This window comes from Roseovarius carneus (genome assembly GCF_020141465.1).
GTDB lineage: Bacteria > Pseudomonadota > Alphaproteobacteria > Rhodobacterales > Rhodobacteraceae > Roseovarius > Roseovarius carneus.
Genome location: NZ_JAHSPD010000001.1, coordinates 2,918,285 through 2,941,074, shown reverse-complemented (window position 1 = coordinate 2,941,074; position 22,790 = coordinate 2,918,285). Strand labels below are relative to the sequence as shown.

The 22,790-nt window shown below is 58.5% G+C and carries 23 protein-coding genes; 8 read left to right on the top strand and 15 right to left on the bottom strand.

The features are described from left to right. Positions 1 to 13: 13 nt before the first annotated feature. The 7 genes from KUD11_RS14515 (at position 14) to KUD11_RS14485 (ending at position 9,044) form a co-directional block, all read left to right on the top strand. On the top strand, positions 14 to 2,224 hold the full coding sequence (locus KUD11_RS14515; protein WP_109384037.1) for an efflux RND transporter periplasmic adaptor subunit: 2,211 nt from the start codon (positions 14 to 16) through the stop codon (positions 2,222 to 2,224). Further along, on the top strand, positions 2,221 to 5,400 hold the full coding sequence (locus KUD11_RS14510; RefSeq protein WP_109384038.1) for an efflux RND transporter permease subunit: 3,180 nt from the start codon (positions 2,221 to 2,223) through the stop codon (positions 5,398 to 5,400). Before KUD11_RS14515 ends, KUD11_RS14510 begins: the two co-directional genes overlap by 4 nt. A gap of 35 nt (positions 5,401 to 5,435) precedes the next feature. Beyond that, positions 5,436 to 5,780, top strand: coding sequence for a copper-binding protein (locus tag KUD11_RS14505; RefSeq protein ID WP_087205731.1), 345 nt, complete (start codon positions 5,436 to 5,438; stop codon positions 5,778 to 5,780). A gap of 69 nt (positions 5,781 to 5,849) precedes the next feature. Beyond that, complete coding sequence (locus tag KUD11_RS14500; protein WP_109384039.1) at positions 5,850 to 6,209, top strand: copper resistance CopC family protein; 360 nt, start codon at positions 5,850 to 5,852, stop codon at positions 6,207 to 6,209. Positions 6,210 to 6,314: 105 nt separating this feature from the next. After that, complete coding sequence (locus tag KUD11_RS14495) at positions 6,315 to 7,166, top strand: copper resistance D family protein (RefSeq protein ID WP_224380269.1); 852 nt, start codon at positions 6,315 to 6,317, stop codon at positions 7,164 to 7,166. Next, on the top strand, positions 7,163 to 8,554 hold the full coding sequence (locus KUD11_RS14490; RefSeq protein WP_109384041.1) for a multicopper oxidase family protein: 1,392 nt from the start codon (positions 7,163 to 7,165) through the stop codon (positions 8,552 to 8,554). The genes KUD11_RS14495 and KUD11_RS14490 overlap by 4 nt, the downstream gene beginning before the upstream one ends. 40 nt (positions 8,555 to 8,594) lie before the next feature. Next, the gene (locus KUD11_RS14485) at positions 8,595 to 9,044 is read left to right on the top strand and encodes a DUF411 domain-containing protein (RefSeq protein ID WP_109384042.1); all 450 of its coding nucleotides are present in this window, start codon (positions 8,595 to 8,597) and stop codon (positions 9,042 to 9,044) included. Between the two features lie 272 nt (positions 9,045 to 9,316). Here the strand turns inward: KUD11_RS14485 and KUD11_RS14480 are convergent, their stop codons facing one another. From KUD11_RS14480 to KUD11_RS14410, 15 genes are all read right to left on the bottom strand, one after another. Then, positions 9,317 to 9,748: a ribbon-helix-helix domain-containing protein gene (locus KUD11_RS14480; protein WP_109384043.1), complete on the bottom strand. Its 432-nt coding sequence runs from the start codon at positions 9,746 to 9,748 to the stop codon at positions 9,317 to 9,319. A gap of 10 nt (positions 9,749 to 9,758) precedes the next feature. After that, positions 9,759 to 11,747 (bottom strand): conjugal transfer protein TraG, encoded by a 1,989-nt coding sequence (locus tag KUD11_RS14475; RefSeq protein ID WP_109384044.1) that lies wholly within the window; start codon positions 11,745 to 11,747, stop codon positions 9,759 to 9,761. 30 nt (positions 11,748 to 11,777) lie between these two features. Then, positions 11,778 to 13,517: a relaxase/mobilization nuclease domain-containing protein gene (locus KUD11_RS14470; protein WP_109384045.1), complete on the bottom strand. Its 1,740-nt coding sequence runs from the start codon at positions 13,515 to 13,517 to the stop codon at positions 11,778 to 11,780. Positions 13,518 to 13,776: 259 nt separating this feature from the next. Next, positions 13,777 to 14,520: a lytic transglycosylase domain-containing protein gene (locus KUD11_RS14465; RefSeq protein ID WP_109384046.1), complete on the bottom strand. Its 744-nt coding sequence runs from the start codon at positions 14,518 to 14,520 to the stop codon at positions 13,777 to 13,779. A 4-nt stretch (positions 14,521 to 14,524) separates the two neighbouring features. Next, positions 14,525 to 14,863 carry a DUF736 domain-containing protein gene (locus KUD11_RS14460; protein WP_109384047.1) on the bottom strand — a complete coding sequence of 113 codons (339 nt, stop codon included), beginning with the start codon at positions 14,861 to 14,863 and terminating at the stop codon, positions 14,525 to 14,527. Between the two features lie 12 nt (positions 14,864 to 14,875). Continuing rightward, on the bottom strand, positions 14,876 to 15,454 hold the full coding sequence (locus tag KUD11_RS14455; protein ID WP_109384048.1) for a S26 family signal peptidase: 579 nt from the start codon (positions 15,452 to 15,454) through the stop codon (positions 14,876 to 14,878). Continuing rightward, a complete protein-coding gene (locus KUD11_RS14450) occupies positions 15,451 to 15,972 on the bottom strand; it encodes a DUF2840 domain-containing protein (RefSeq protein ID WP_109384049.1) in 522 nt (173 codons plus the stop codon). The genes KUD11_RS14455 and KUD11_RS14450 overlap by 4 nt, the downstream gene beginning before the upstream one ends. Next, positions 15,962 to 17,026: a replication initiator protein A gene (locus KUD11_RS14445; RefSeq protein WP_109384050.1), complete on the bottom strand. Its 1,065-nt coding sequence runs from the start codon at positions 17,024 to 17,026 to the stop codon at positions 15,962 to 15,964. Before KUD11_RS14445 ends, KUD11_RS14450 begins: the two co-directional genes overlap by 11 nt. A 21-nt stretch (positions 17,027 to 17,047) precedes the next feature. After that, positions 17,048 to 17,329, bottom strand: coding sequence for a helix-turn-helix transcriptional regulator (locus KUD11_RS14440; protein ID WP_109384051.1), 282 nt, complete (start codon positions 17,327 to 17,329; stop codon positions 17,048 to 17,050). Positions 17,330 to 17,514: 185 nt separating this feature from the next. Continuing rightward, the gene (locus tag KUD11_RS14435; RefSeq protein ID WP_224380268.1) at positions 17,515 to 18,066 is read right to left on the bottom strand and encodes a DUF2285 domain-containing protein; all 552 of its coding nucleotides are present in this window, start codon (positions 18,064 to 18,066) and stop codon (positions 17,515 to 17,517) included. Further along, positions 18,038 to 18,286, bottom strand: a complete 249-nt coding sequence (locus KUD11_RS15340; RefSeq protein WP_219930165.1) for a transcriptional regulator domain-containing protein — start codon at positions 18,284 to 18,286, stop codon at positions 18,038 to 18,040. Before KUD11_RS15340 ends, KUD11_RS14435 begins: the two co-directional genes overlap by 29 nt. A gap of 114 nt (positions 18,287 to 18,400) precedes the next feature. Next, positions 18,401 to 18,664, bottom strand: coding sequence for a DNA -binding domain-containing protein (locus KUD11_RS14425; protein WP_109384052.1), 264 nt, complete (start codon positions 18,662 to 18,664; stop codon positions 18,401 to 18,403). Positions 18,665 to 18,784: 120 nt separating this feature from the next. Next, positions 18,785 to 19,039 carry a helix-turn-helix domain-containing protein gene (locus KUD11_RS14420; RefSeq protein ID WP_109384053.1) on the bottom strand — a complete coding sequence of 85 codons (255 nt, stop codon included), beginning with the start codon at positions 19,037 to 19,039 and terminating at the stop codon, positions 18,785 to 18,787. 190 nt (positions 19,040 to 19,229) lie between these two features. Further along, on the bottom strand, positions 19,230 to 19,553 hold the full coding sequence (locus tag KUD11_RS14415) for a DUF736 domain-containing protein (RefSeq protein ID WP_109384054.1): 324 nt from the start codon (positions 19,551 to 19,553) through the stop codon (positions 19,230 to 19,232). Between the two features lie 588 nt (positions 19,554 to 20,141). Then, positions 20,142 to 20,582, bottom strand: coding sequence for a hypothetical protein (locus KUD11_RS14410; RefSeq protein ID WP_109384055.1), 441 nt, complete (start codon positions 20,580 to 20,582; stop codon positions 20,142 to 20,144). Between the two features lie 350 nt (positions 20,583 to 20,932). Here KUD11_RS14410 and KUD11_RS14405 point away from each other — a divergent pair, with 350 nt between their 5' ends. After that, positions 20,933 to 22,759: an ATP-dependent nuclease gene (locus KUD11_RS14405; protein ID WP_109384056.1), complete on the top strand. Its 1,827-nt coding sequence runs from the start codon at positions 20,933 to 20,935 to the stop codon at positions 22,757 to 22,759. Positions 22,760 to 22,790 lie beyond the last annotated feature (31 nt).

Below are 22,790 nucleotides of genomic sequence, written 5' to 3'. Positions count from 1 at the left end.
GGTCGAGGCAACAATGCGTGGACGATATTCAGCCCTGAGCATTCTGGCGCTTGCCGCCGGGGTTGCTGGTGGCATCTATCTGGAAAGACTGTATTTCAATCCATCGGACATGGCCGGATCGACAGGGCCAGAAATCCTCTATTGGGTTGCTCCGATGGATGCCAATTTTCGGCAATCGGGTCCCGGCAAATCCCCGATGGGAATGGATTTGGTGCCGGTCTTTGCGGGTCAGGAACCTTCGGGTGATCCATCCGAGGTGACGCTGTCAGCGGCCGAGATCAATGCGATCGGTGTCCGCACCGCGATTGCGCAGACCGCCGAGATTTCGCAGCGGATCGAGACGGTGGGTTTTGTGGGCTATGACGAACACCTGACAAGCCATGTGCACACCCGTGTGGAGGGCTGGATCGAGGCGTTGAACGTCCGCGCCGTCGGTGATCCGGTGCGCAAGGGCGACGTCCTATTCGAAATGTTCTCGCCCCAGATCGGCTCTGCCAGCAGCGATCTGGTGCGCGCGGTTGAAGATGGCGACCCCCGCATCCTCGAAGCCGCACGCAGCAGTTTGCGGAGCCTCGGCATGTCGGACGACCAGATCGCCCGGATCGAAGCCGAAGGTGTGCTTGCGCGTAACATTGAGGTTTTGGCCCCGCAGGACGGGGTGGTCATCTCCCTCGAGGCAGCAGATGGGATGTTCCTGCAACCTGGTGTTCGCGCCGTCTCTTTGACCGACCTCAGTGCCGTCTGGCTGATCGTGGATGTCTTTGAGCGTGACATCGCGCGCATGACGGATGATATGCGCGCGGTCGCTCGGTTTGAGCATTTGCACGGACGCACCTTCGAGGGCGTGGTCGATTACATCTATCCCGAACTTGATGCTGAGACGCGCACGCTGCCCGTGCGCTTGCGATTTGATAATTCGGAGGGGCTGCTCAGGCCCAACATGTTCGGAAATGTCAGCCTCATCCCCAACGAGACACGCATGGCGCTGACGGTCCCGACCGAGGCGATCATTCGCACGGGCGCTGCCGAACGCGTCATTCTGAAAACCGGAGAAGGCACATTCAAGCCACGCCTGATCACAACAGGTCTCCGTGACAACTTTGGCGGAGGTGGCCGAACGGAAGTCGTGCAGGGACTGGCGCCTGGTGAAGAAGTCGTGGCGTCTGCTCAGTTTCTGATCGACAGCGAGAGCGCTTTGAGCGCTGGTCTGATGCGCATGGCGCCGACAGATGAGGCCCCAGCGCGAGGCACTGGCGAGTTGATTGCGCTCGACATCGAAAACCGCAGCGCCACGATCAGACATGCGGCACTGGACGCGCTGGATTGGCCTGCGATGACATCGCGTTTTCCGTTGCGCGCCGATATTCCGCTGGGCCGGTTGGAACCGGGTCTGCAGGTGGCATTCCGCGCGGCACGCGGCGCGGACGGGTTGTTCAGCCTGATCGAGCTTGGCAGCGACGATGGAATTGCCGCAACAGGCACAGGAACTGTCATGGCCGTTACGGCGGATGGCAAACTGACACTATCTCATGATCCGATCCCGGAATTGGGGTGGCCTTCAATGCAGATGGACATGCCAGTCGCAGGGTTCGACGTGGCAGAGGTGCCGCTCGATCAGCCCGTCGAGTTTGATTTGTCCAAAGGGGAGAACGGGCTCTTCACAATCGTCGCCGTGAGAGGCGACGGAATGATGAGCGACAACGAGATGAACATGTCTGAGCCGATGGAAGCGGCAACAGACAATGCTGCGGCCTCGCCGATTGTGGTGTCTGGAACGATCGAGAGTGTTGATCAAGAGACCGGCGTGGCCACGATCGCGCACGGACCAATTGTCGAGATCGGGATGCCCGGCATGACCATGGGCTTCGCCTTGGACGCGGCGCTTGATCCTGCCGCTTTGATCACCGGGCAGGAGATGACCCTGACCTTCGCCCGCCCGGATGGTATGACGATGATCCTTGCGTCCGCCGAACCTATTACTCCGCCGATGGAAGTGTCAGGCACCATCAATGCCATCAATGCCGCGGCGGGTATGGCAAACATCACCCACGGCCCGATGATGGAGATCGGAATGCCGGGGATGACGATGGATTTCGTCATTGATCCGTCAGTTGATGTGTCGCGCTTGCCGGAGGGAGACGAGGTCACGCTTCTGCTCAAGCGCAACGCGGACTTCTCATTGACGCTAGTTGGCGTGGCTGCGGCTCCAGAGGTGATCCAATGATCCCGGCCATCATTCGCGCTTCCATCGCGAACCGCGTGATCATTCTGGCTCTCGCGGTGATGATGGCCGTTGCGGGTATCTGGGCAATTCGGGAAACCCCCGTAGACGCGATTCCGGACCTGTCGGATGTACAGGTGATCGTCAAAACGCCCTATCCGGGGCAAGCGCCGCAGGTGGTCGAAGACCAGATCACCTATCCCATTGCAACCGCCATGCTTGCCGTGCCGGGGGCCAGCGACGTGCGCGGGTTTTCGTTCTTCGGTGACAGCTATGTCTATGTTGTTTTCGAGGATGGCACCGATCTTTACTGGGCGCGCACGCGGGTGCTGGAATACCTTGGCCAGATCGCTGCCGATCTGCCTGAAGGTGTCTCACCCCAGCTTGGACCAGACGCGACCGGCGTGGGTTGGATCTACCAATATGCGCTCATTGACCGCACCGGCGGCCATGATCTGGCCGAGTTGCGCACGCTTCAGGACTGGTTCCTGAAGTACGAGCTGCAGACCGTCGATGGGGTATCTGAAGTGGCAACCATTGGTGGCATGGTCAAGCAATACCAAGTCGTCGTCGATCCCAACAAACTGCGCGCCTATGATGTAACGCTTGCCCAGATCCGCAACGCTATCCAGGGCGCAAACCGCGAGACAGGCGGTAGCGTGATCGAGATGGGCGAGGCCGAGTTCATGGTCCGCTCTACGGGTTATGTCGACGAACTGGCCGATCTGGCCAAAGCGCCGTTGATGGTGAATGCGCGCGGTGCGGCAATCACTTTGGCCGATGTCGCCGACATTCGCCTTGGCCCCGAGATGCGACGGGGTGTGGGCGAGTTCAACGGAGAGGGTGACGCCGTCGGCGGCGTGGTGATCCTGCGCTGGGGCGGCAATGCGCTGGCCACGATCAAGGCCGTGGAAACCCGCATCGAAGAGCTACGATCCAGCCTGCCCGAAGGTGTCGAGATCGTCACCACTTACAACCGCGCGGGCGTGATCGAGCGTGCGATCGAGAACCTGCAAAAGAAACTGACCGAAGAATTCATCGTCGTCATTCTGGTTTGTGCGGCTTTCCTTTTGCACATCCGGTCGTCGCTGGTGATCCTGCTGTCGCTCCCGCTTGGCATTTTTGCGGCCTTTATCATCATGAAGTTGCAAGGGGTGAACGCCAATATCATGTCGCTGGGCGGCATCGCCATTGCCATCGGCGCCATGGTGGACGCCGCGATCGTCATGATCGAAGCGATGCACCGGCGGATCGAAAAGGAGAAACTGACCAACGAAAATCGTTGGCGCATCGTCAGTGAATGCGCCTCAGAGGTCGGGCCCGCACTATTCTATTCGCTTGCGATCATCACGGTCAGCTTCCTGCCGGTGTTCGTGCTGGAAAGCCAAGAAGGGCGGCTTTTCAAACCGCTTGCCTTCACCAAGACCTATGCGATGGCCGCCGCCGCGATCCTGTCCATCACGCTGGTGCCGGTGCTTATGGGTTACTTTGTGCGCGGGCGCATTCTGCCTGAACGAAAGAACCCACTGAACCGGATCGTGATCTGGATTTACCGCCCGTTTTTGGACGCCGCCGTGGCGTGGCCATGGGCCACGACGGTGCTGGCGGGCGTACTTGTCGCCTCGATGATGTGGCCGCTTCAGCGCATCGGAACCGAATTCATGCCCGAACTCAACGAGGGCGATTTTCTCTATATGCCATCGCTCTATCCCGGTGTGTCTATCGGCAAGGCGCGCGAGGTCTTGCAACAGACCGACCGCCTGATTGCGACGGTGCCCGAGGTCCTGACCGTGCATGGCAAGCTAGGCCGGGCGGACACCGCCACCGATCCTGCGCCGTTGACGATGATCGAGACCACCATTCAGTTGAAGCCCGAGGAAGATTGGCGGCCCGGCATGACGATGGAGATGATCCGCAACGAGCTTGATCGCGTGGTACAGATCCCCGGCGTTACCAATGTCTGGATTCAACCGATCAAGAACCGGATCGACATGCTGGCGACCGGCATCAAGACACCCGTGGGCGTCAAGATATCCGGCGCAGACCTCAGTGTGATCGAACAGATCGGGATCGAGGTGGAGCGCGTGGTGGCCGATATTGATGGTACGGCATCGGCCTACGCTGAACGCCCCATTGGCGGGCGTTTTGTTGAGATCAATGTCGATCGCGATGCCGCTGCCCGCTACATGATGTCTGTGCGTGACATTCAGGATGTTGTGCAGACCGCCATCGGCGGCATGCAGGTGTCGGAATCCGTCGAGGGGCTGGAACGCTTCCCGATTAACCTGCGCTACCCGCAGGAATGGCGCAACAGCCCCGAAAGGCTGCGGGATCTGCCGGTAGTGACGCCCTCGGGTGCGCACATTCCGCTCGGCAGTCTGGCGGAAATAAAAGTCGTCGATGGACCTGCCATGATCCGGTCCGAAAATGCGCGACGCACCGGATTTGTATTCATCGACATCGCGGGGCGCGATTTGGGTGGCTATGTCAATGAAGCCCGTGCGCTCGTCGCCGATCAGGTCACACTGCCAACGGGTTATTCGATCACGTGGTCCGGGCAATACGAATACATCGAACGCATGCAGGAACGGCTCAAGCTCGTAGCCCCGGCGACACTTCTGATTATCACACTGATGCTGTTCATGGCCTTCAATCGGGTAATCGAGGTGGGGATTATACTTGCTGCGTTGCCTGTCGCCTTGGCCGGGGGCGTCTGGTTCCTATGGTATCTCAGCTTCGATATTTCGGTCGCTGTTCTGGTGGGCTTTATCGCGCTGGCTGGCGTGGCGGTTGAGACGGCCATCGTGATGCTGCTCTATCTCAATCTGGCATGGGAAAAACGCAAGAAAGAAGCCGCGACTGAGCGGCGCGAAATGACCTCGCTAGATGTGGAAGAGGTTGTTTTTGAAGGCGCGCTCCTACGCGTCCGTCCCAAAGTCATGACAGTCGCAACCATCTTCGCAGCCCTCATTCCGATCATGTACGGCACCGGAACCGGGTCCGAGATCATGCAGCGGATCGCGGCTCCGATGATCGGTGGCATGGCGACCGCGACCCTTCTGACGCTCTTTGTCATTCCGTCGATCTTCGTGATCTGGAAAAGGCTGGCCCTGAAACGGGTCAACAGAGAATTGCTGCAACCAGCTCAAGAACCCGCAGCACATTTACCGGCAGAATGAAGCCTGCCAATCAACCCAACCTGAAAGGACTACCCATGAAAACTCTCCCTCTTGCCCTCTCTGTTCTCGTTCTGAGCGCGCCACTGGCGTTTGCGCAAATGAACCACTCGGACATGGACCATTCGAACATGCCGATGAGTGACGAAATGATGGAAGGTGCCGTGCATACCAAGGCCGTGGTGAATTCCATCGGCGAAGGCACTGCCAATGTCAGTCACGAACCCATTCCTGAAATCGGCTGGCCGGCCATGACGATGGATTTGGCGATGATGCCCGACGCGGAAATGATGGGCGATATTGCGGCCGGAGATTCCGTCACGCTGATGCTGATAAAGGGCGACGACGGCATGTATGCAATTGGCGCGATGATGCCTGAATAAGGCGGCGACGGCTGGCCGGAGACCTTGTTTCCGGTCAGCGTTTTTCAAATCCAGGCTCAGGAGCAAAATATGAAACCTGCCGTTTACTTTGCCGCGATCGCGGCACTTTCGCTGGCGTTCGCATCTCCAAGCGCAGATGCGCATTCCAAGAAAGAGGCAACGGAGCCAGCGGATGGGGCCGTTCTGGAGACGTCTCCGCCGACAATTTCAATGCGCTTTGACATGCCAATGCGCGTCACTCTGATCTCTCTCACCGATCAGGATGGAGCTTCGCATGATGTGACGCGCAGCGACAATATGCAGCCTGTCAGTGAATTCAGTGCCGCGCCGCCAGCGTTGCCAGCAGGTCAGTACAAGGTCGAGTGGCGGGGACTGGCAGCCGATGGTCATCCAATGCAAGGGACGTTCAGTTTTGAAATCTCGAATTGAGAGCCGATGCTGAGCGCGCTCGCTTCAGCTGACTTGGTCACTTGGCTGTCCATTTGCGTAAAGGCGCTTGTCTACGCGACGGCCTTGATCGCAATGGGCAGCATATTGAGTATTTTGATACTCCGCCGTCTTCCCGCACCCGAGGTGCAAGCGCTGCGCCGGTTGTCGGTCTTCTGCGCCATTGGGGCAGCCCTTTTGTCTCTGTTGCGACTTCCGCTGCGTGCGAGTTTCCTGATGGGCGGCACATGGCAGGGCGCAACTGATCTGATGATGCTGACGATGGTTTCGGAAAGCCCCCTGGGCTCCAGCATCGCTTTGCGGCTTGTCGGACTGGCCTTGATTTGTGCGATCCTGCTGCCCGCACGTCTCGGGCGACCGCTCGCGGTCTTCGGTGTCCTTGTCGTGGCGGCATCTTTCGTATTTCGCGGCCATGCGCTGGAAGAACCACGCTTTTTGCTTGCCGCACTCATCTCGCTCCATATCCTGGGCTTGGCGTTCTGGATTGGGGCCTTCACGCCGCTCTACCGCCTTTCGGGGGCGGACACGGCCAGTGTCGCCGGGCAGGTCAGCCACGATTTTGGCCGGATTGCCATCTGGGTCGTTGGTGCGTTGACCTTGGCGGGGGGAGTTACCCTATGGCTGCTAACTGGCAACGTACTAGATGCGTTTTTTACCTCCTACGGGCAGTTTTTTGCAATGAAGCTGGGCGTTTTTCTCGGCATCATTGGCTTTGCCGCATGGAACAAGTTGCGCCTGACGCCTGCCTCGCTTCGGCAAGAGCCGGGTGCCAGCGCGCATCTGCGTCGGAGCATTCAAATGGAATCGGTGCTTGTGGCATTGATCCTTATGACAACAGCAATCTTGACCACGATCAGCGCGCCCGAAGCGACAAACCAAATCGGTAGTGCGGCCGCCAGCGGTCAGACCACAGAAACGAACAGAGGGGGTTTCTTATGAAAACGATCACACGTCGGAGGTTTGGAGGTGGGATGGTTGCGGCATTGGCGGCAACTGGCTTTCGTCCGACAACTTTACAGGCTGAAACGCCGCCAGACCTGATTGCGCGCGAAGGCGCGCTTCAACTCGCACCCGCGAACTACCCTGAAACGCAGGTGTGGGGCTATAACGGAGCGGTTCCAGGTCCTACGCTCAGGCTGCCGCAAGGCGCCCGAATGACGCGCCGATTTCTAAATGAACTCCCGCAGCCAAGCACCATCCACTGGCATGGGATCCGCATCGACAACGCGATGGATGGCGTCCCCGGTCTGACACAAGACGTCGTCGAACCTGGAGCGACATTTCTCTATGACTTCGTTGTGCCCGATGCCGGAACTTATTGGTATCATCCCCACAATCGGTCTTATGAGCAGATGGCGCGGGGGCTTTCCGGGGCGCTGGTCGTCGAAGAAGCCGAGGGAGGCCCCGAAGTCGACAACGATGAGGTACTTTTAATTGATGACTGGCGTCTGTCGGAGGATGCCCAGATCGCGGGCGGTTTCGGTGATATGCACGATTGGGCGCATGCCGGTCGGATTGGGAACTGGATCACTGTGAACGGATTGGGTGCCTGGCGGAAACCTGTTCAGCAGCACAATCGTCATCGTTTGCGCCTTGTGAACACCGCAAATGCGCGGATTTTCTCGCTTGAGGCTCAAGGCCTTGCCGGATGGATTGTTGCTCTGGACGGCATGCCGCTTGATGCGCCACAACCGTTGGATCGCCTGACACTGGCGCCGGCGCAACGGGCGGATATCATTGTTGACGTGACGGCGAGCGTTGGCGAGGAAGCTTTCCTTATCAGCTTTGAGCGTGACGGCGGTTATGCAATCGCGACATTTGACGTCACAGCGGTTGCCCGATCCGAACGTCTGGACGCTCCGTCACCCCTGCCACCCAACCCGGTGCCGCAGCTTGGCCCTTTGGAGACTGCCAGAAGGGCAGCCCTTCTGATGGAAGGCGGGGCCATGGGACGTATGGGTGGTGCCATGATGGGCGGACAGATGATGGGCATGCGCGAGATGGCCGGCGCCGGTAAAGTCTGGGCCTTCAACGGCATGGCCGACATGCCGGATGAGCCTTTGGTTGCGGCTGATCGGGGCAAAACCGTTTGGATCGACATCACCAACGATACGGCCTGGCCCCACGCGATGCATCTTCATGGTCATCACTTCCGCCAGATCGCCACGAATGGGACGGCAGGTCCCCTGCGTGACACGCTTCTTATAGACCGAGGCGAGACCGCGCAGATCGCCTTTGTTGCCGACAATCCCGGAGATTGGCTTTTGCATTGCCACATGCTGGAGCATTCTGCAGGCGGAATGATGACATGGCTGCGCGTGGCTTGAACCGATTAGCGCCAGAATAAAACACTAAAGGAGAAATCCAATGAACCGTAGAAACTTCCTAATGATCGCCGCTGGCTCAGCACTTGCCGCTGGTCCGGTCTTTGCCGCAACGCCAAGCATGAAAGTGCTCAAATCCCCGACTTGCGGATGCTGCTCGGCATGGATCGCCCACGTTGAATCCGCCGGGATTGACGTCGATGCGCAAGACATCACGCAAGATGCCTTGTGGGCCGCCAAGGACAATGCAGGGATAACACCCGAGCTTAGCTCCTGTCACACAGGGTTCATAGAAGGGTACGTCATCGAGGGCCATGTCCCGGCGGCTGACATCCAACGCCTGTTGGCTGAGCGTCCAGATGCCGTTGGCCTGACCGTTCCCGAAATGCCGATCGGCTCGCCCGGCATGGAGATGGGGGACCAGCGCGATGCTTTCGAAACGCTACTTGTATTGCATGGTGGAGAGACCATTGTGTTTGAGCGCCATTCGTAGGTCTAACCACCTAAGTCACTTGCTTTGATCGCCACTTCACATGGCGTGGCGGTCAGCTATGGGACAGAAGTTTGGATTATGGCTCGAAGTCGGAACGATTAGCAGACTCTCTTACCGGATCAAGACCATTACCAATGAAGGTCAGCAATTCATCTTGAAAGGCCGCAACGCGCGCTTAAGCAGCCGTACACGCATGCGCAGCGAATTTACGCTTCGCCCGCACTGCGGAAACCTGCATGTTGGCTAGTGAACAACCCCATTGACCGTATTCGTTACAATTGTTTTGCGTCACCGCTTACATCTTCAGAGATTTCCTGACGCAAAGCTGGCCCTTTGGCTAGCCGCCGACCGAGCGCTGCGATAAAGGCATCATACCGTTCGCCTGCTTGTGCCTGAGCCGCCGCTCTGGCGGGCTCTGGCAGAGGCGGGTTGGTGGTGAGCCAAAACCGGACAAATAGCGCGAGGGTCTCGACCGAAATACTGACGTCGCGCTCAAAACGGATCATGCGGCGATCGATCTGGTCGAGGCGTTTCGTGGTAGCTGCTTCTTGCCGCTCTGCGCCGTCGGGCGACAGAAATGATGCAATGGCGGCTTCGGCCACGAGAGAGCGCGAGTGGTCGCGCCGGGCGGCGTAATCGGCAAGCGAAGCCATGATGTCTGGGTCTAAATAGACAGATAGGCGATGTTTCTTGGGTTGTTTCATTTTCAGGCCCTCACATTTCGATGCCGTCGTTTGGATCCATCGAGGCTTGGCGGGCAAGCTGGCGGGCCCGCTGATCAAGCTGCCTCAATTGAACGGCCTGGTCTTTCGGTGGCTTCTTGAGGTCGGGTTCAAACTCGTTCTCGATGGGCTTTGCATTCGCTATTTCTTGGCTTCGGTCCAGTTCTGGTTGACGCCGCTGTTCGTTCGGGTCGTCGGTCGCTGCGCTTTCGTCTGCCGTCTGTATCTTGGGATTAGCGATCTCCGGTGGCTTGAGTGGAACGATCCGGCTCCAGACGTCGTTGGCTGGTGCATCAGTCTTGTTTGGCGTCGCTGGCGGTAGAATGCGGGCGTGCAATTGAGCATCTGTGAAGTATTTCGCCTTCTGCGCCCTGATCGGCGGCGTTCCCGCCACCATGACAATTCCGTCTGTGGGTGCAAGCTGCATCACCTCGCCGGGGGTAAGAAGGGGGCGTGGCGTCTCCTGTCGGCTGACCATAAGATGGCCGAGCCAAGGGGAAAGGCGATGACCCGCGTAGTTTTTCATCGCGCGCATTTCGGTAGCGGTGCCGAGCGCGTCGGACACGCGCTTTGCCGTCCGCTCATCATTGGTCGCGAAGCTCACGCGCACATGACAATTGTCGAGGATCGAGTTGTTGGGCCCGTAAGCCTTCTCGATCTGGTTCAAGGACTGCGCGATCAGGAAGCTCTTGATGCCATAGCCCGCCATGAACGCCAGCGCGCTTTCGAAGAAGTCCAGCCGACCCAGCGCTGGGAACTCGTCCAGCATGAGGAGGAGACGATGCTTCCGATCCTTAGACGCAAGATCTTCGGTCAATCGGCGGCCAAGCTGGTTCAGGATCAGGCGGATCAGCGGTTTGGTGCGGTTGATGTCGGACGGTGGTACGACGAGGTAAAGTGTGACCGGGTCAGTGCCCTGAACAAGATCTCCAATCCGCCAGTCGCAACGTCGGGTGACCTTGGCCACAACAGGATCGCGATAGAGGCTTAGAAACGACATTGCCGTAGACAAGACGCCGGAGCGTTCGTTGGGCGACTTGTTCAACAGCTCACGCGCGGCACCTGCAACGACGGGATGCGGTCCGGTGTTCCCGAGATGCGCGGTTGTCTTCATTGTCTCAAGCGTGGTTTCGATAGGGTGCTGTGGGTCGGACAGGAACTTTGCCACGCCAGCGAGTGTCTTGTCGGCCTCGGCGTAGAGGACATGCAGGATTGTGCCAACTAACAGCGCGTGGCTGGTCTTTTCCCAATGATTGCGTTTTTCGAGCGAGCCTTCTGGATCGACAAGAATGTCAGCAATGTTCTGGACGTCGCGCACTTCCCATTCGCCGCGCCGCACTTCCAGCAGCGGATTGTAGGCTGAAGAGTTTGAGTTGGTCGGATCGAACAGCAGAACGTGACCGTGCTTCGCGCGGAAGCCAGACGTGAGCTGCCAGTTCTCGCCCTTGATGTCATGCACGATGGCTGATCCGGGCCAGGTCAGGAGCGACGGGATGACCAGCCCAACCCCTTTGCCGGATCGCGTGGGTGCAAAGCACAACACGTGCTCCGGCCCGTCGTGTCGCAGATAGGCTTGGTCTCGCTTTCCGAGGATCACGCCATCCGGATCGAACAGTCCCGCTTCTCTGATGTCGCGCTCCTCTGCCCAACGGGCGGAACCATAGGTGTCGACGTCTTGCGCCTCGCGTGCCCGCAAGACCGACATGAAGATCGCAACCCCAACGGACAAAAATCCGCCCGACGCCGCGATCAGGGCACCTTCGATAAAGATCGGCGGCGCATAGGCGTCATAGGCATACCACCACCAGAAGAAGGCGGGTGGGTAGTAGACGGGCACTCCGAACAGTTCAAACCACGGCTGTCCCAACTGCGGCTGGAAGCCGAGCCGCAGAGCCGTCCATTGTGTCGCGGTCCAGGTCGTGGTGAGCACGATCAGGGACACGATGAGGATCTGGCCCCAGAGGATTTTCGTTGCTGACATGATCCTTTCCTTTCCTGGCGATGGTTGAGGCTAAAACCCGATCCCCCGGTTTCGCCCAAAATCCCAATCCACGCCGCCATTGCCGCGGGCGACGCCGCTGATGTGTTTGCCGAGGTGTTTCTCGATGGACGGAGTCCACGGCACGAGTTGGAAGCCGAGCCCGTCATTGATCATGGCAAAACGCCCTGACGAGAGCGCGATGCGGCGCTGATACGTGCCGGTGACATAGTCCCCTGTCTTTGAGGGCGTGTGAGGACGACCGATCTCCGTGGCGATTTTCTCACCGACAGCTTTGAGTTCGCGGTTGCGCAACGTATTCAGAAGGTCGCGGTTGAAGATCACGCGCTGTCCATGACGTTTCGCTAACCCTTCCGCGATCAGGTGATCTGCGCGTTTTTCCAGCGCGCCGCGGACATCTGTACCGTACCCGCCTTCACCGAGGGACATTGGCTCACGGGCAATGGCGTGCCGGTCGAGCCAGGTCGCGCCCGTCGCCGTGACCTGCCGTTCGATTGGGAAGTCCGACCTGACGGCGAGGGCAACGCGGCGGCGGCCTTTCGCATCATCGAATTTCCGCAGCTCGACAATCGACCCCGGTGGGCTGTCACCGGCGGCGTCGATATGGGGCAAGCGGATGTGGTGCGTTCGGCCATCCACGCCATCGACCACTGCATAGGCGGTGCCCTTCAACTCATCATCAAGGCCGCGATCAACGAGCCTGCCGAGAATGGGATCGTCGAGGCTTTCTCCCGCCAAGACGTAACTGGCTGCGCTGCGTTCAATGGCGCTGTCCGACAGGCCACGATGGATGCGTTTAATGATGTCGCCGCGCGCGCCAAGCTCACGCAAGGTGGTCTCGGCACTCTCGTCCATCACCCACTGGCCCGGCCCGATCTGTTCGGCGAGGCCGAGGGATTCCAGTTTGCGTAGGCGCCCGACTTTCAGCGCGTGATGGTTGTCTGGCTGGCTTCCCGACCGCGGCGCGAGATCGATGATGCCGTTTCGGCCACCCTCTTTGGCAAGCTGGCGATCAAGGCTGGTCCAGCGGTCACTGTCGATTTGACGCTCCAGCGTGTTGTGAATGTCGCGATCAGTTCTAAGCCCAAGTTCCTGCGTGATCAGATCCTGCGCTCGGGCGCGCATCCCGTCACTGATGTAGTCGCGCGCGATCACGAGGTCACCGCCGTCATCGGCCTGACCTCTGGCGATCACATGGATATGCGGATGTTCCGTGTTCCAGTGATCGACACCGACCCAGTCCAGCTTCGTGCCCAGATCCGTTTCAGCCTGATGCATCAGGTCGCGGGTGAAGGATTTGAGGTCCGTCATCTCGACGGCGTTTTCCGGGGAGACGATGAAGCGGAAATGATGTCGGTCGCCCTCGCATCGTTTGGCAAACTCCTTTGCGTCGGTCTCGTCTGCCTCAGGTCCGAACAACTGTGCCTTCTCCCCGTCGCGCGTGACGCCATCGCGTTGGAGGTACGAAAGGTGGGTGGCAAGTGGGGTACTGCGACTGCTGTGCCGGACAACCCGCGTCTTGATGACAGCGACACGGGACCGTGGGCTGAGCCAACGAATGGCCTGCACGCTGGCGCTCTTGCCGCGACCAAAATGGGATCGACTGCCGGACGTGATCTTGCCTGAACGCGAGACCTTGCCCCCCGCGCGCTGTGTCGCCGCAAGAGCTTGCGAAATGAAGGGCCGCGCACGTTGGCTGGATGATGAGCGAATGCGGCCAGGGCGGATGTGGAAGGTGTCGTCATCGTTCATCGCGCCACCCCTGCACATCGCGTTAACGCTCTGAAACGATTGCAGAACAGGATAGGTTGCAGGCTGTGCCCAGGTTGGACACCTCGCAAAATAGCTCTGTAAGTCCCTGAAATCACTCCCCACAACCGAGGCGCACATCGCGCCCTTTTATCTCGCCATCCCCTTCCTCTGTCGTCTGTTGTACACCTGTTGATACGCCAGACTGCGCGGTAGACCTCTAGGGTGCGATTTCGCCTCATGCCCATCATTTTGAAGGATCCTAGCGAGATGGTGTGACGAATATCCCGTCCGGACGATCCGCTGACGGGGCAAGGGCATGCGGACCCAAGGCTCTCGGATCGGCGTCAGGTTGACGGTGAAGCTGCTGTCGAACTGTGGTCGGTGCGCCATCTGCAGGCGCTACAAAAAGCGCGGCGTCACGCCAATCCGTCGGTCGTACCGCAGTATGACGGTTGTCCGGTGGGAAATCTGATCCGATCATCGGCGCAAGCATCGCGACGTAAACACGGGTTTCGCGCGGTAGTACACGTCCCGTAGAGAGATAGTCAGCATACCGAGCAGGACCCGCATTATAGGCAGCGAGAAAGCCCGGTGCGCCAAAGAGGTCGTACATTTCGCGTAGATAGGCTGTGCCGCCGAGGATGTTGTCGCGGGGCTCAAACGGGTCGTTACCAAGACAGTGGCGAAGGCGCAGTTCCGTCCAGGTGCCGGGCATGATCTGCATCAGACCCAATGCTCCGGCGGACGAGACGGCGGTCACCCGACCCGCACTTTCCACCTCCATCACCGCCCTGATCCAGTGCTCCGGAATGCCGAACCGCTGCGAAGCTTCGGCAATATGGTCGGCATGAGGATGCGCGGATGAACGCTCTGCCGCAAAGTTCTGAGCATGTACAGGTATCGGTGGGGCGGCATTCACAAGCAGTCCGGAAAGTAAGAAAAGGGACGCAATTCGGGTGGTTGTTTGCCACATGCTGGTTCGGTTATGGTGCGCATTGTCCATCTGATCAGGACCGGTCGCGGCGCTTTGAGGGCCGGTTCCAGGTCAGCAAATAGAGGTCATTGTCCTGCACTGAGTGGAACAGATTGGCGTTGATTGGATGCGGCAATGCTGGGTCGTCAATCAGCACCGAGACGTAAGCCCCAGCCTTCTCGCCGGTGCGTTTCCAGCCTGCGCCGATTTCTAGGCTCTGATCGTCGGTACCGATATGCACGCGGTAGTCGGGCGCATTCTCGGTGTCGTTGTGGTCGGCCGGAACGAGCGTCAGTTCGATATCGAGGGTGAGCGTTTTGAGCCGACCGTGATAGCCGTCTTTGGTGCGTGTGAATTGTCCGATATGTGCCATAGGTATCTCCTTTCAGGGGGTGCTGGTGATTGAGATTAGGGCGTTGCCGATCACATCGGACGCCGATGGTTGCTGCTTAGCATGCGCATCCGCAGTCCAAATTGGGATCGCTTCGGCGAGGAGGGCGTTGCGGGAGATCGGTCCAAAATAACGACCGTCGAGACTGTTCTCGGCCTCCGGGTTCATCAGAAAGACTTCGTCGGATGTTATCCTGTGGCAGCCTTGCCAGACGGGCATTGGACGAGCGCGACTGTCGGTATGCTGCGCCTGTCCCAGACTGACCCCGTCGACAGAGATGCTGCGACCAAGTCGGCAGACGATCTGTCCCGGCAGCCCGGCCACATGTTTGAGGAGTGGGATATCTGGTGGCAGATAGCCCCGTTCGGCTATGAACGCGGCGATCTGGTCGGGCGCGGCAACGGCAACAAGATCGCGCGGGCCAAGATGGTCGACCGACTGCAAGCGATAGAGGCCCATTGAGACCGAAGAACTGGCGTTCCAGAGGAGCACTGACGGCAAGTCGACGGCAGTCGAAAGAGCAGTCGCACTGACTGTGATGAACGCGATGCCTGCCCAGATACGGCGCGTCATTGACCCGCCCTCTGGCGCTTGATCCAAGCAGCATGCCGTTCAATCGTGTAGAGGCGGGGCGTTTGACCCGCTGCGATCCGGTTGTGGACATGACGCCAATAGTCCTGTGCGACGTCCGCGGGACCGATGCCGAGCGCGTCGATGGCGTCAGTTGCTTGCAGCACCTGCTGGACATTTGGCCAGCCGGTCAGGTGCAGAAGACTTTCAGCTCCTGGCCGGACGCACGGTAAGGTTTGATGCGGTTCACTGGGATGAACGGCGCGCAGGACGTCGATGCGCGACAGGATCATTCCATAGTCGTTCGATCGCCAGCGGACCAAGGCGAAAACACTGTCCTGTGCAAAGCTGACAATGCGGCGATGACGATCCAGGATCTGCTCTTTCGCAACGCGACCGAAGCGGATCCAGTATTCGATTCTGCCTTCGACCCAGATCAACTCGACATGCGTAAGCGCATGAGTTTTCAGATCATTGCCTGTCCCGGAGACGGCTTGGGTGTAAAGGCGCTCACTGCTCATCGCGGGTCTCCGCCATGCTGGAGTCGCGCGTCTGTTCGTCTTTGTCCCCAACGCAACGGGCGCTACTACCAAAGTTAGAATCTCTGTTAGATTCTAAGTTAAGAGCCGGATTTTCTGCTTGTGTGTAAGGGTTTGGGTCGGTTTTCGGTTCCCGATAGCACGAGCCAGCGGTTCCTGATGGCACGATATGGCGGGTTCCCGATAGCACGAGGCCGTCCACAGGTTGTCCACAGCCGACCGGCGCAAATGCGAGGAGCGTTTGTCGGCGGGGTCCATTCTCAATCCACAAACGGTATCCGGGTAGGGGCTGGCGATGGACAATGCCGCGCAACTCGAAGGCAAAGCGCTTGAATGGCGAGAGGCTGCCGGATTTCAGATAGAGATGACGGAATTCGAACCGCCAGCCGTTGCGTTGGCGACCTCCGTGCTTGCGCACGATGCGGTAAAGCCACCGGTCATATCCGCCGGTAAGAGAAAAATAGTCAGGGTCGATGGTCAGGACCAGCGCGTCGTCAAGGACGGCATTGTAGAACCAGTCTGGTACGATCAACTCAATACCGGCTGGTCGGCCATGGGGATCGACCCTCTCAATCCATTCGTTGATCCAGGAAAAGCGATGCCGCCGACCTTCGCTGGGCTGGCGGATGGTCGTTGCGATTGTCGTGGATTGCAGGCGGTCCAAGGCCGCCTTCAGGCGCTGATAGTCACGCGCACTCACACCCCGTCCGATGAAGGTGAGGATATCGTAAGGGGTCGCGGCCATCAGGCGGGAAGTGCGCAGGCCTGCGTCGCGCGCCTCGACGATCTGGCTTGCGGCCCAGATCAGGATATCGGCGTCCCAGATTGTCGCCATACCGTGCTCGGCGACAGCCTCGACGCGGATCATAACCCCGGCTACCGCGTAGTCGATGGGCTGGATACGCCGCGATTTGGCGAGGCTGAAGAACGGATACGCCATCAGATCCTGCGCATCGCGCGGGGCAAGCGCAGTGCTGTGCGCCCGAAAAAGCTCCAGCTGACCGCGTTCAGATGGGATGGGGGTTCGCTTGATCATCACAGAAGACCGCTTACCGGATCAGCGCGACCGACCGCCGGAGCGGGTCAGCGCGACAGGGTCATGATGCTTTGCGGGCAAGACTGATCCGCGGGGGTCGGACGTCGACGTGACGGCACCGCGATTGGCCCAAGCTTGCAGGTCTTCGATGGAATAGACGACCCGACCACCCAACTTGTGGTAGGCGGGACCGGTGCCATAGGTGCGGTGTTTTTCCAGTGTGCGGCCCGACAGGCTCAGAAAGCGCGCTGCTTCAGGGGTGCGCAGGTAGCGTGGCGGCAAGTCGGTTGTATTTGCGGGCATGATCGGGCCTCCGTTGGTTCCAATGCGGCCACCAGAGAGGGGCGGCGGATTGCGGCCACGTTGGCGAAGAAGAACCGGGAAGGGGGATGGGGAAGAAACGGGTGCTTGAATCGCACCCCTTTGCCCAGTCGCAGCAGCAACGGCGATGATCATCGAGACGGAAGGACCGTTGGAATGGTAGCGGTCTACTTCCGGCGGCGCTGACGCAAAAGCGTGCGATATCCGCCATCAATCATGGCGCGACCGTCCCGGACGAGGCTGATCGTGCTGTCCCGCAGCGCCGAAGTCTTCCAGGCTTCGGCAGCGATGCGGGATTTTCCATAGAGGGCTTTCGCAATATCGCGGTAGCTCGCACCGTCGATATGTCCGTCAATTGCTTGCAGCATCCGGCGCAACCTTTGACGACGCTGAGCGGTCAGTCGTCCATTCGATGCTGATGGACGGCCCTGCAGCATGCGCCAGAGGCGCAAGGCCGCTTCGATGCGATCCAGACCGGTTTCATCGAGCGGTATAACCGCCACGAGGGGCGTGTCGGGCCCTGCGTCATCAATGAAGAGAACGCGCAGCGCCCCAAGGTCATCGGACAAAGTCAAACTCGTTCCATCCGGGTCATGCACGGTAGTGTCCGGTTCGACCGATGGGAAATCGACGGGTTGAAGACCTGCGATTGGCGATCTGGTTGAAAGAATGACCGTGCCCGGATCTATCTCAGGCTGCCAATAGACAACCGCCTGCAAGGCAGTCCGCTGTGGATCGATTGGGAAATCGTAACCCCCACGACCGACGCATCATGTGCATCAGATCACGGGGGTCCTCTTTCCTCTCAACGGCGCGGGCATAGGCTTTTTGATAGTCGACGTTTCGACGCAACCATTCCCAGGCGAGGTCCGGTGCAGTCAGGGATTCGACATAGTCGTAGTCTGATGCCGAGCGCCAACGCGATGGTCGACGGGGCATAGAGATCCTCCGGACATGCACATTGGTTTAAGGGATAGATTTTCAATCAAAAGGTGAGTCGAGACAAGCTGAGAGCGTGCTCAAAAATAGGGCAATGGCAGTATCCTGCCGGGGTCAGGGCGTGTCGCCGCCTAAAAGTTGCCGATAGCCGTGCTCCGTCATCCATTTGGCACGCGCCAGATGGCTGTCGTGGATGTGCCGCGCACGTTCGGGATCATTCGTAGGGTCGAACGCAAACAGGACGGAGACGACTTCTTGCCAATCTGCATTGTCGGCATAGGCGTCCAGCAGGCGCATGTAGAGTGTGACATGCGTCCGGTCGTAATCGGTCAGGACCGCACTTTCGGGCGGTGCGTCAAGGAAGTCTGTGTTCTTCAAAGTGCCCCCTTTATTGGCACGTTACTGCCGATTGAAGCATCTGTTAACCATTTCCATCCCTTGGGTGCCCAAGGCCCCAATTCCATGCAATGACGCAGACAACTGGTGCAGCAATCTGCTCTAACGGGTTCCTTTGCCAACCTCATCGGACTCGTTAATCAACACACCTTCGCCTTGAGCGGTCGTCAGAAATACGATGCCGGCGGCTTCAAGCGCCCGGCGCACTTGATCATCGGTCGACTCGTAGACCCGCTTGCCGTGGCGCGACTCGAGGCGTTTCAACGCGGTCAATGAGACCAGGGCCCGTTCAGCGAGCGTTTCCTGCGTCCAACCAAGTAACGCGCGCGCGGCCCGTGTTTGTCGGGCGGTGATCATGCATGATCACCTCCACGGACACATCTGCGCACGCCAGAAATACGACTATAATAGTCGTTCTTTGTACTGATGGCGAGAGATTATCTGTTCTTGGGCAGGTGTTTGGCGGAAATCGCGCAATCTGATTCGGGTGGGATTGGGTGCGTGTGTCCCCGCCCGAAGTGCTGGGCGGGGAAGGTAAAGCGGTGGCTCAATCGCCGTTGCGGCGGACCGGGCGGGACCAGATCAGGCTGTAGGCGTCGCCGTCTTCCTCGTCGAAGAGGTTGGCGTAGATCGGAGCGGTGAAGCTCGGATCGTCCAGCTTGAGGCCCAGATAGGTGCGGCCCTCGTTGGAGGTCTTCGACCAGGCGGCACCGATTTCGGCGCGGCCCACGAGGACGCGGTGGCTCGGGGCGTTCTCGCTGGTCTGGCTGGTTTCGGGAACGATGCGGACGTTCTTGGCCTGAACGTTGAGGGTGACGATTTCACCGGTGTATTCGGTGCCGGACTTCTTGAAGGTGCCGATGGTTGCCATTGTAGGTCTCCTTGATCAGATGTTTTCGAGCCCGCACCATTGCGGCCTCGATGGAGATCGACAGGCCGGAGGCGACCGACGGCTCACCCATGGTGCCGGAACGTGAGTGGAGGACGGGGACGAGAGACTTTCTTGTCGCGCGAGGAATGGCGGCGCAGCCGACAGGGGAAGAAAGTCGACCAACCCCGTTGAGCCTTAGGCGGTCGAGGCGCAGCCGTCCTTCGGTCAGATCAGTCCATTGACGAGGCCATATGGAGCGGTCGACCAAGACAGAGATGATCAGTGGAGAATTTGGCGACCAAACCCACTCACGGGGTCAGGTACGACCGAATGTCCGAAAATCGTTACGCGTTTCAGGTCAAATGCCTCGCAACTTCATTGTTCGAAACAGCCTGCGCGAAACCGTTGCAGCCGCAGATTGTGACGTGCTGCGTGGATCGGAACTGCCTTGAAGACAATTGAGGTGCTCCTCCTACGTCATGGCTCAAGCTGCTCGTCCAAGCAGTCTCAGCTCAGTCGCCCATCGAGAACGCCGAAGATAAGGTGACAGACCAGCAATGATCCTTCTTTCCGGCCACCACTGTGCGACTAAGCTTCGCTGGCCATTTCCGTGCGTGGATCGGGTGGGGTTACACCCGCCATCCGAAACAATGCGGTGATGCCGACTGCCAAGGCACCGATAAAGGCGACCGCCATCTGCCACGTCTCGGAGGGGATCGCGAGCCTGGCAATGCCAAGGGTGGCGGCATACCCGGCAACGGCAGCGGGACCGGCAAACAAACCTGCAACGATGACCCGGACCCAGAGCGGACGCGCAAAGGCGAACAGAAGCTGGCCGACAATCGCTACCGCCCAAGCGGCGGCTGTTCCCACAAGGAAACCTCCGACAGGCCCTGTTCCTGTCTCATAGGCCCACAGTCCGGCGGTGACGCCCACCAACAGTGGCAACGCAAAGACGGCAAGGGTGAATACGAGCCAACAGAGAAACCCGATGGTGACGAGCAATAGGACGATATTGAGGACAAGCATGGTGAATGCCTCCGTGCAAAAAGGTGATCGGTCGCGCCTGCCACCACCACCTCAACGCTAGCGGATTGTAGGTCAGAAAGCAGGTTTTAGGTAGTTTTGCGTGCTTACACCGAGGCTGATCGGCGAGAAGTTGCAAGCTATCGCCAGCCATCAAGGCTGATGACTGCGCGGCGTCGGCGCGACGCTGGCGCGTGTATGGGAGCTAAGTCCGGGTCGCACCTAAGTTCGGGAAAGGCTGCATCGCAAGCAATGCTGCGTGAAGTTCGAAAGGCGACTTGCGGAGATTAACGACTCGCACAACGATCTTCCTAGGAATATATTGTGCCAAACAATCGAATTTGGGGCAGATTATGCGGTTATCAGAATTTTGCATCACGAATTATCGGAACATCATCGACTCCGGATGGATCAAAGTGACCAATGTAACGGCAATCGTCGGACAAAACGAAGCGGGTAAGAGTAATCTTTTTGAGGCGCTGTATTGTCTGCACTCCTACGTCGAGACGCGGTTCAACCCCGATGAGGACTGGCCAGTCGACGACTGGAAAGGCAAAAAGAATGCCGAAGGAAAACCAGTGGCTCAGGCCTACTTTGATTTTGATGAAGGTGAAGCTGAAGCCCTGTTTGAATTTGCGACGGATATATCAACTGACGACGAGGGAAATGAGCTTGAAACCGCGATCGCAATTCCTCCGGATGGGCTTCGTCTCTTTGCTCGCCGCAGCTATGGGCACCTTACCGGGTTCAGCCTAAGCGATCAGGAGGGCAAATCCATTGCGGCGACAGATTTGGGCATTTCCAGGGAAAAAGTATCGGAATGGGCCAGCGAGCACGTCCCGCGCTTTGTTCTTATTCAAGATTATGAATTTTCCGGGGCGCAGGTTGAGCTAAACGAGCTTAAGAGCCGCTTGGATGCGGCGGGCAGCAAGCGCCATGAGCTTTCCACCGACGATCAAACAATCCTGATCGTACTCGATCTTGCCGAGATTGATCTCGATGACATTGTTGAGAAGGGCGCAAGCGCTGACGGCCGGACACTGCGCCAGTTTGATAGCGTCGCCGCTTCGACCTACCTCACCAAGCAATTTCAGAAATTGTGGAAGCAAAAGCTTGTCGAATTCGATATTCGCGTCGACGGCCAGACACTCAACATCTTTGCAAAGGACACGGCGATCGGATTTCCGGTGCGCCTGAATCGGCGCTCAACTGGTTTCCGATGGTACGTCTCTTTCGCATGGAAATTTACGCACGCATCTGAGGGTGACTTCGAGAATTGCACGCTTCTATTGGAGGAACCGGGCATTCACCTCCACTACAGTGGCCAACGTGACCTGCTCGGAGTGTTTGAAGACCTGTCGAAAACGAACACGGTCGTGTACACCAGCCATCTGTCTTCGATGGTCGATCAAGCAAACCCTGAGCGGGTTCGCATTATCGAAACTGACACTGACCACCATTTGCGGGTTACGCATGGCGTGGTGAGTAGCCAGTCTGCTCCAATGGCAGTCATTGAGAGTGCGCTTGGCCTCACGCCCGACCTCTCCGGCATGCTTGGCAACCGCAAAGTTCTGATTGTGGAAGGTGGCACTGACGCTCTGATATTGAGCAAGCTGTCAGGTCTGTTGACCAAGGGCGACAAAGTTGGGCTGTCTGATCAGATATATAAGTGGCCCGCGCAGACCTCAACCAAAGCACCGATGTATGCGGCGTTTGCGATCGGCCAAAGGTGGAATGCTGGGGTTTTGCTCGATACCGATGAGGCTGGCCATCAGGCGCACGAGAAGATCAAGGATATGAACCTCAAAGCGTACGCCGAGGAGACTGGCCATGATTTCCGGGTATTGATGCTTGGAGAAGCAGCCGGAGTAAAGAAAACGGACGTCGCGATCGAAGACCTGTTTCCAGACGAGTGGTTTCTTGACTGTGTAAACCGCGCCTACGGGCTGGCGCTCAAATTGGAAGATCTTCCAGAAGACGGTTCGACCCTCATTGCCAAGCGTGTCGAGATTGCCTTGAAGCAACGCCATGGGCGTGAGCTTAAGAAGAAAGATGTGCTGACAGAGATGTTAAAAGACTTCGACAGCTGGATGAAAATCAGTGACCTGCCAAAAGGCACTGCTGCCAATGCAGAACGCTTGTTCAAGAAGATAAATGCTGCATTTGGGATCGAGAGCTAGTGCGTCTTTAAGGCTGCAATCTGGATAGCGA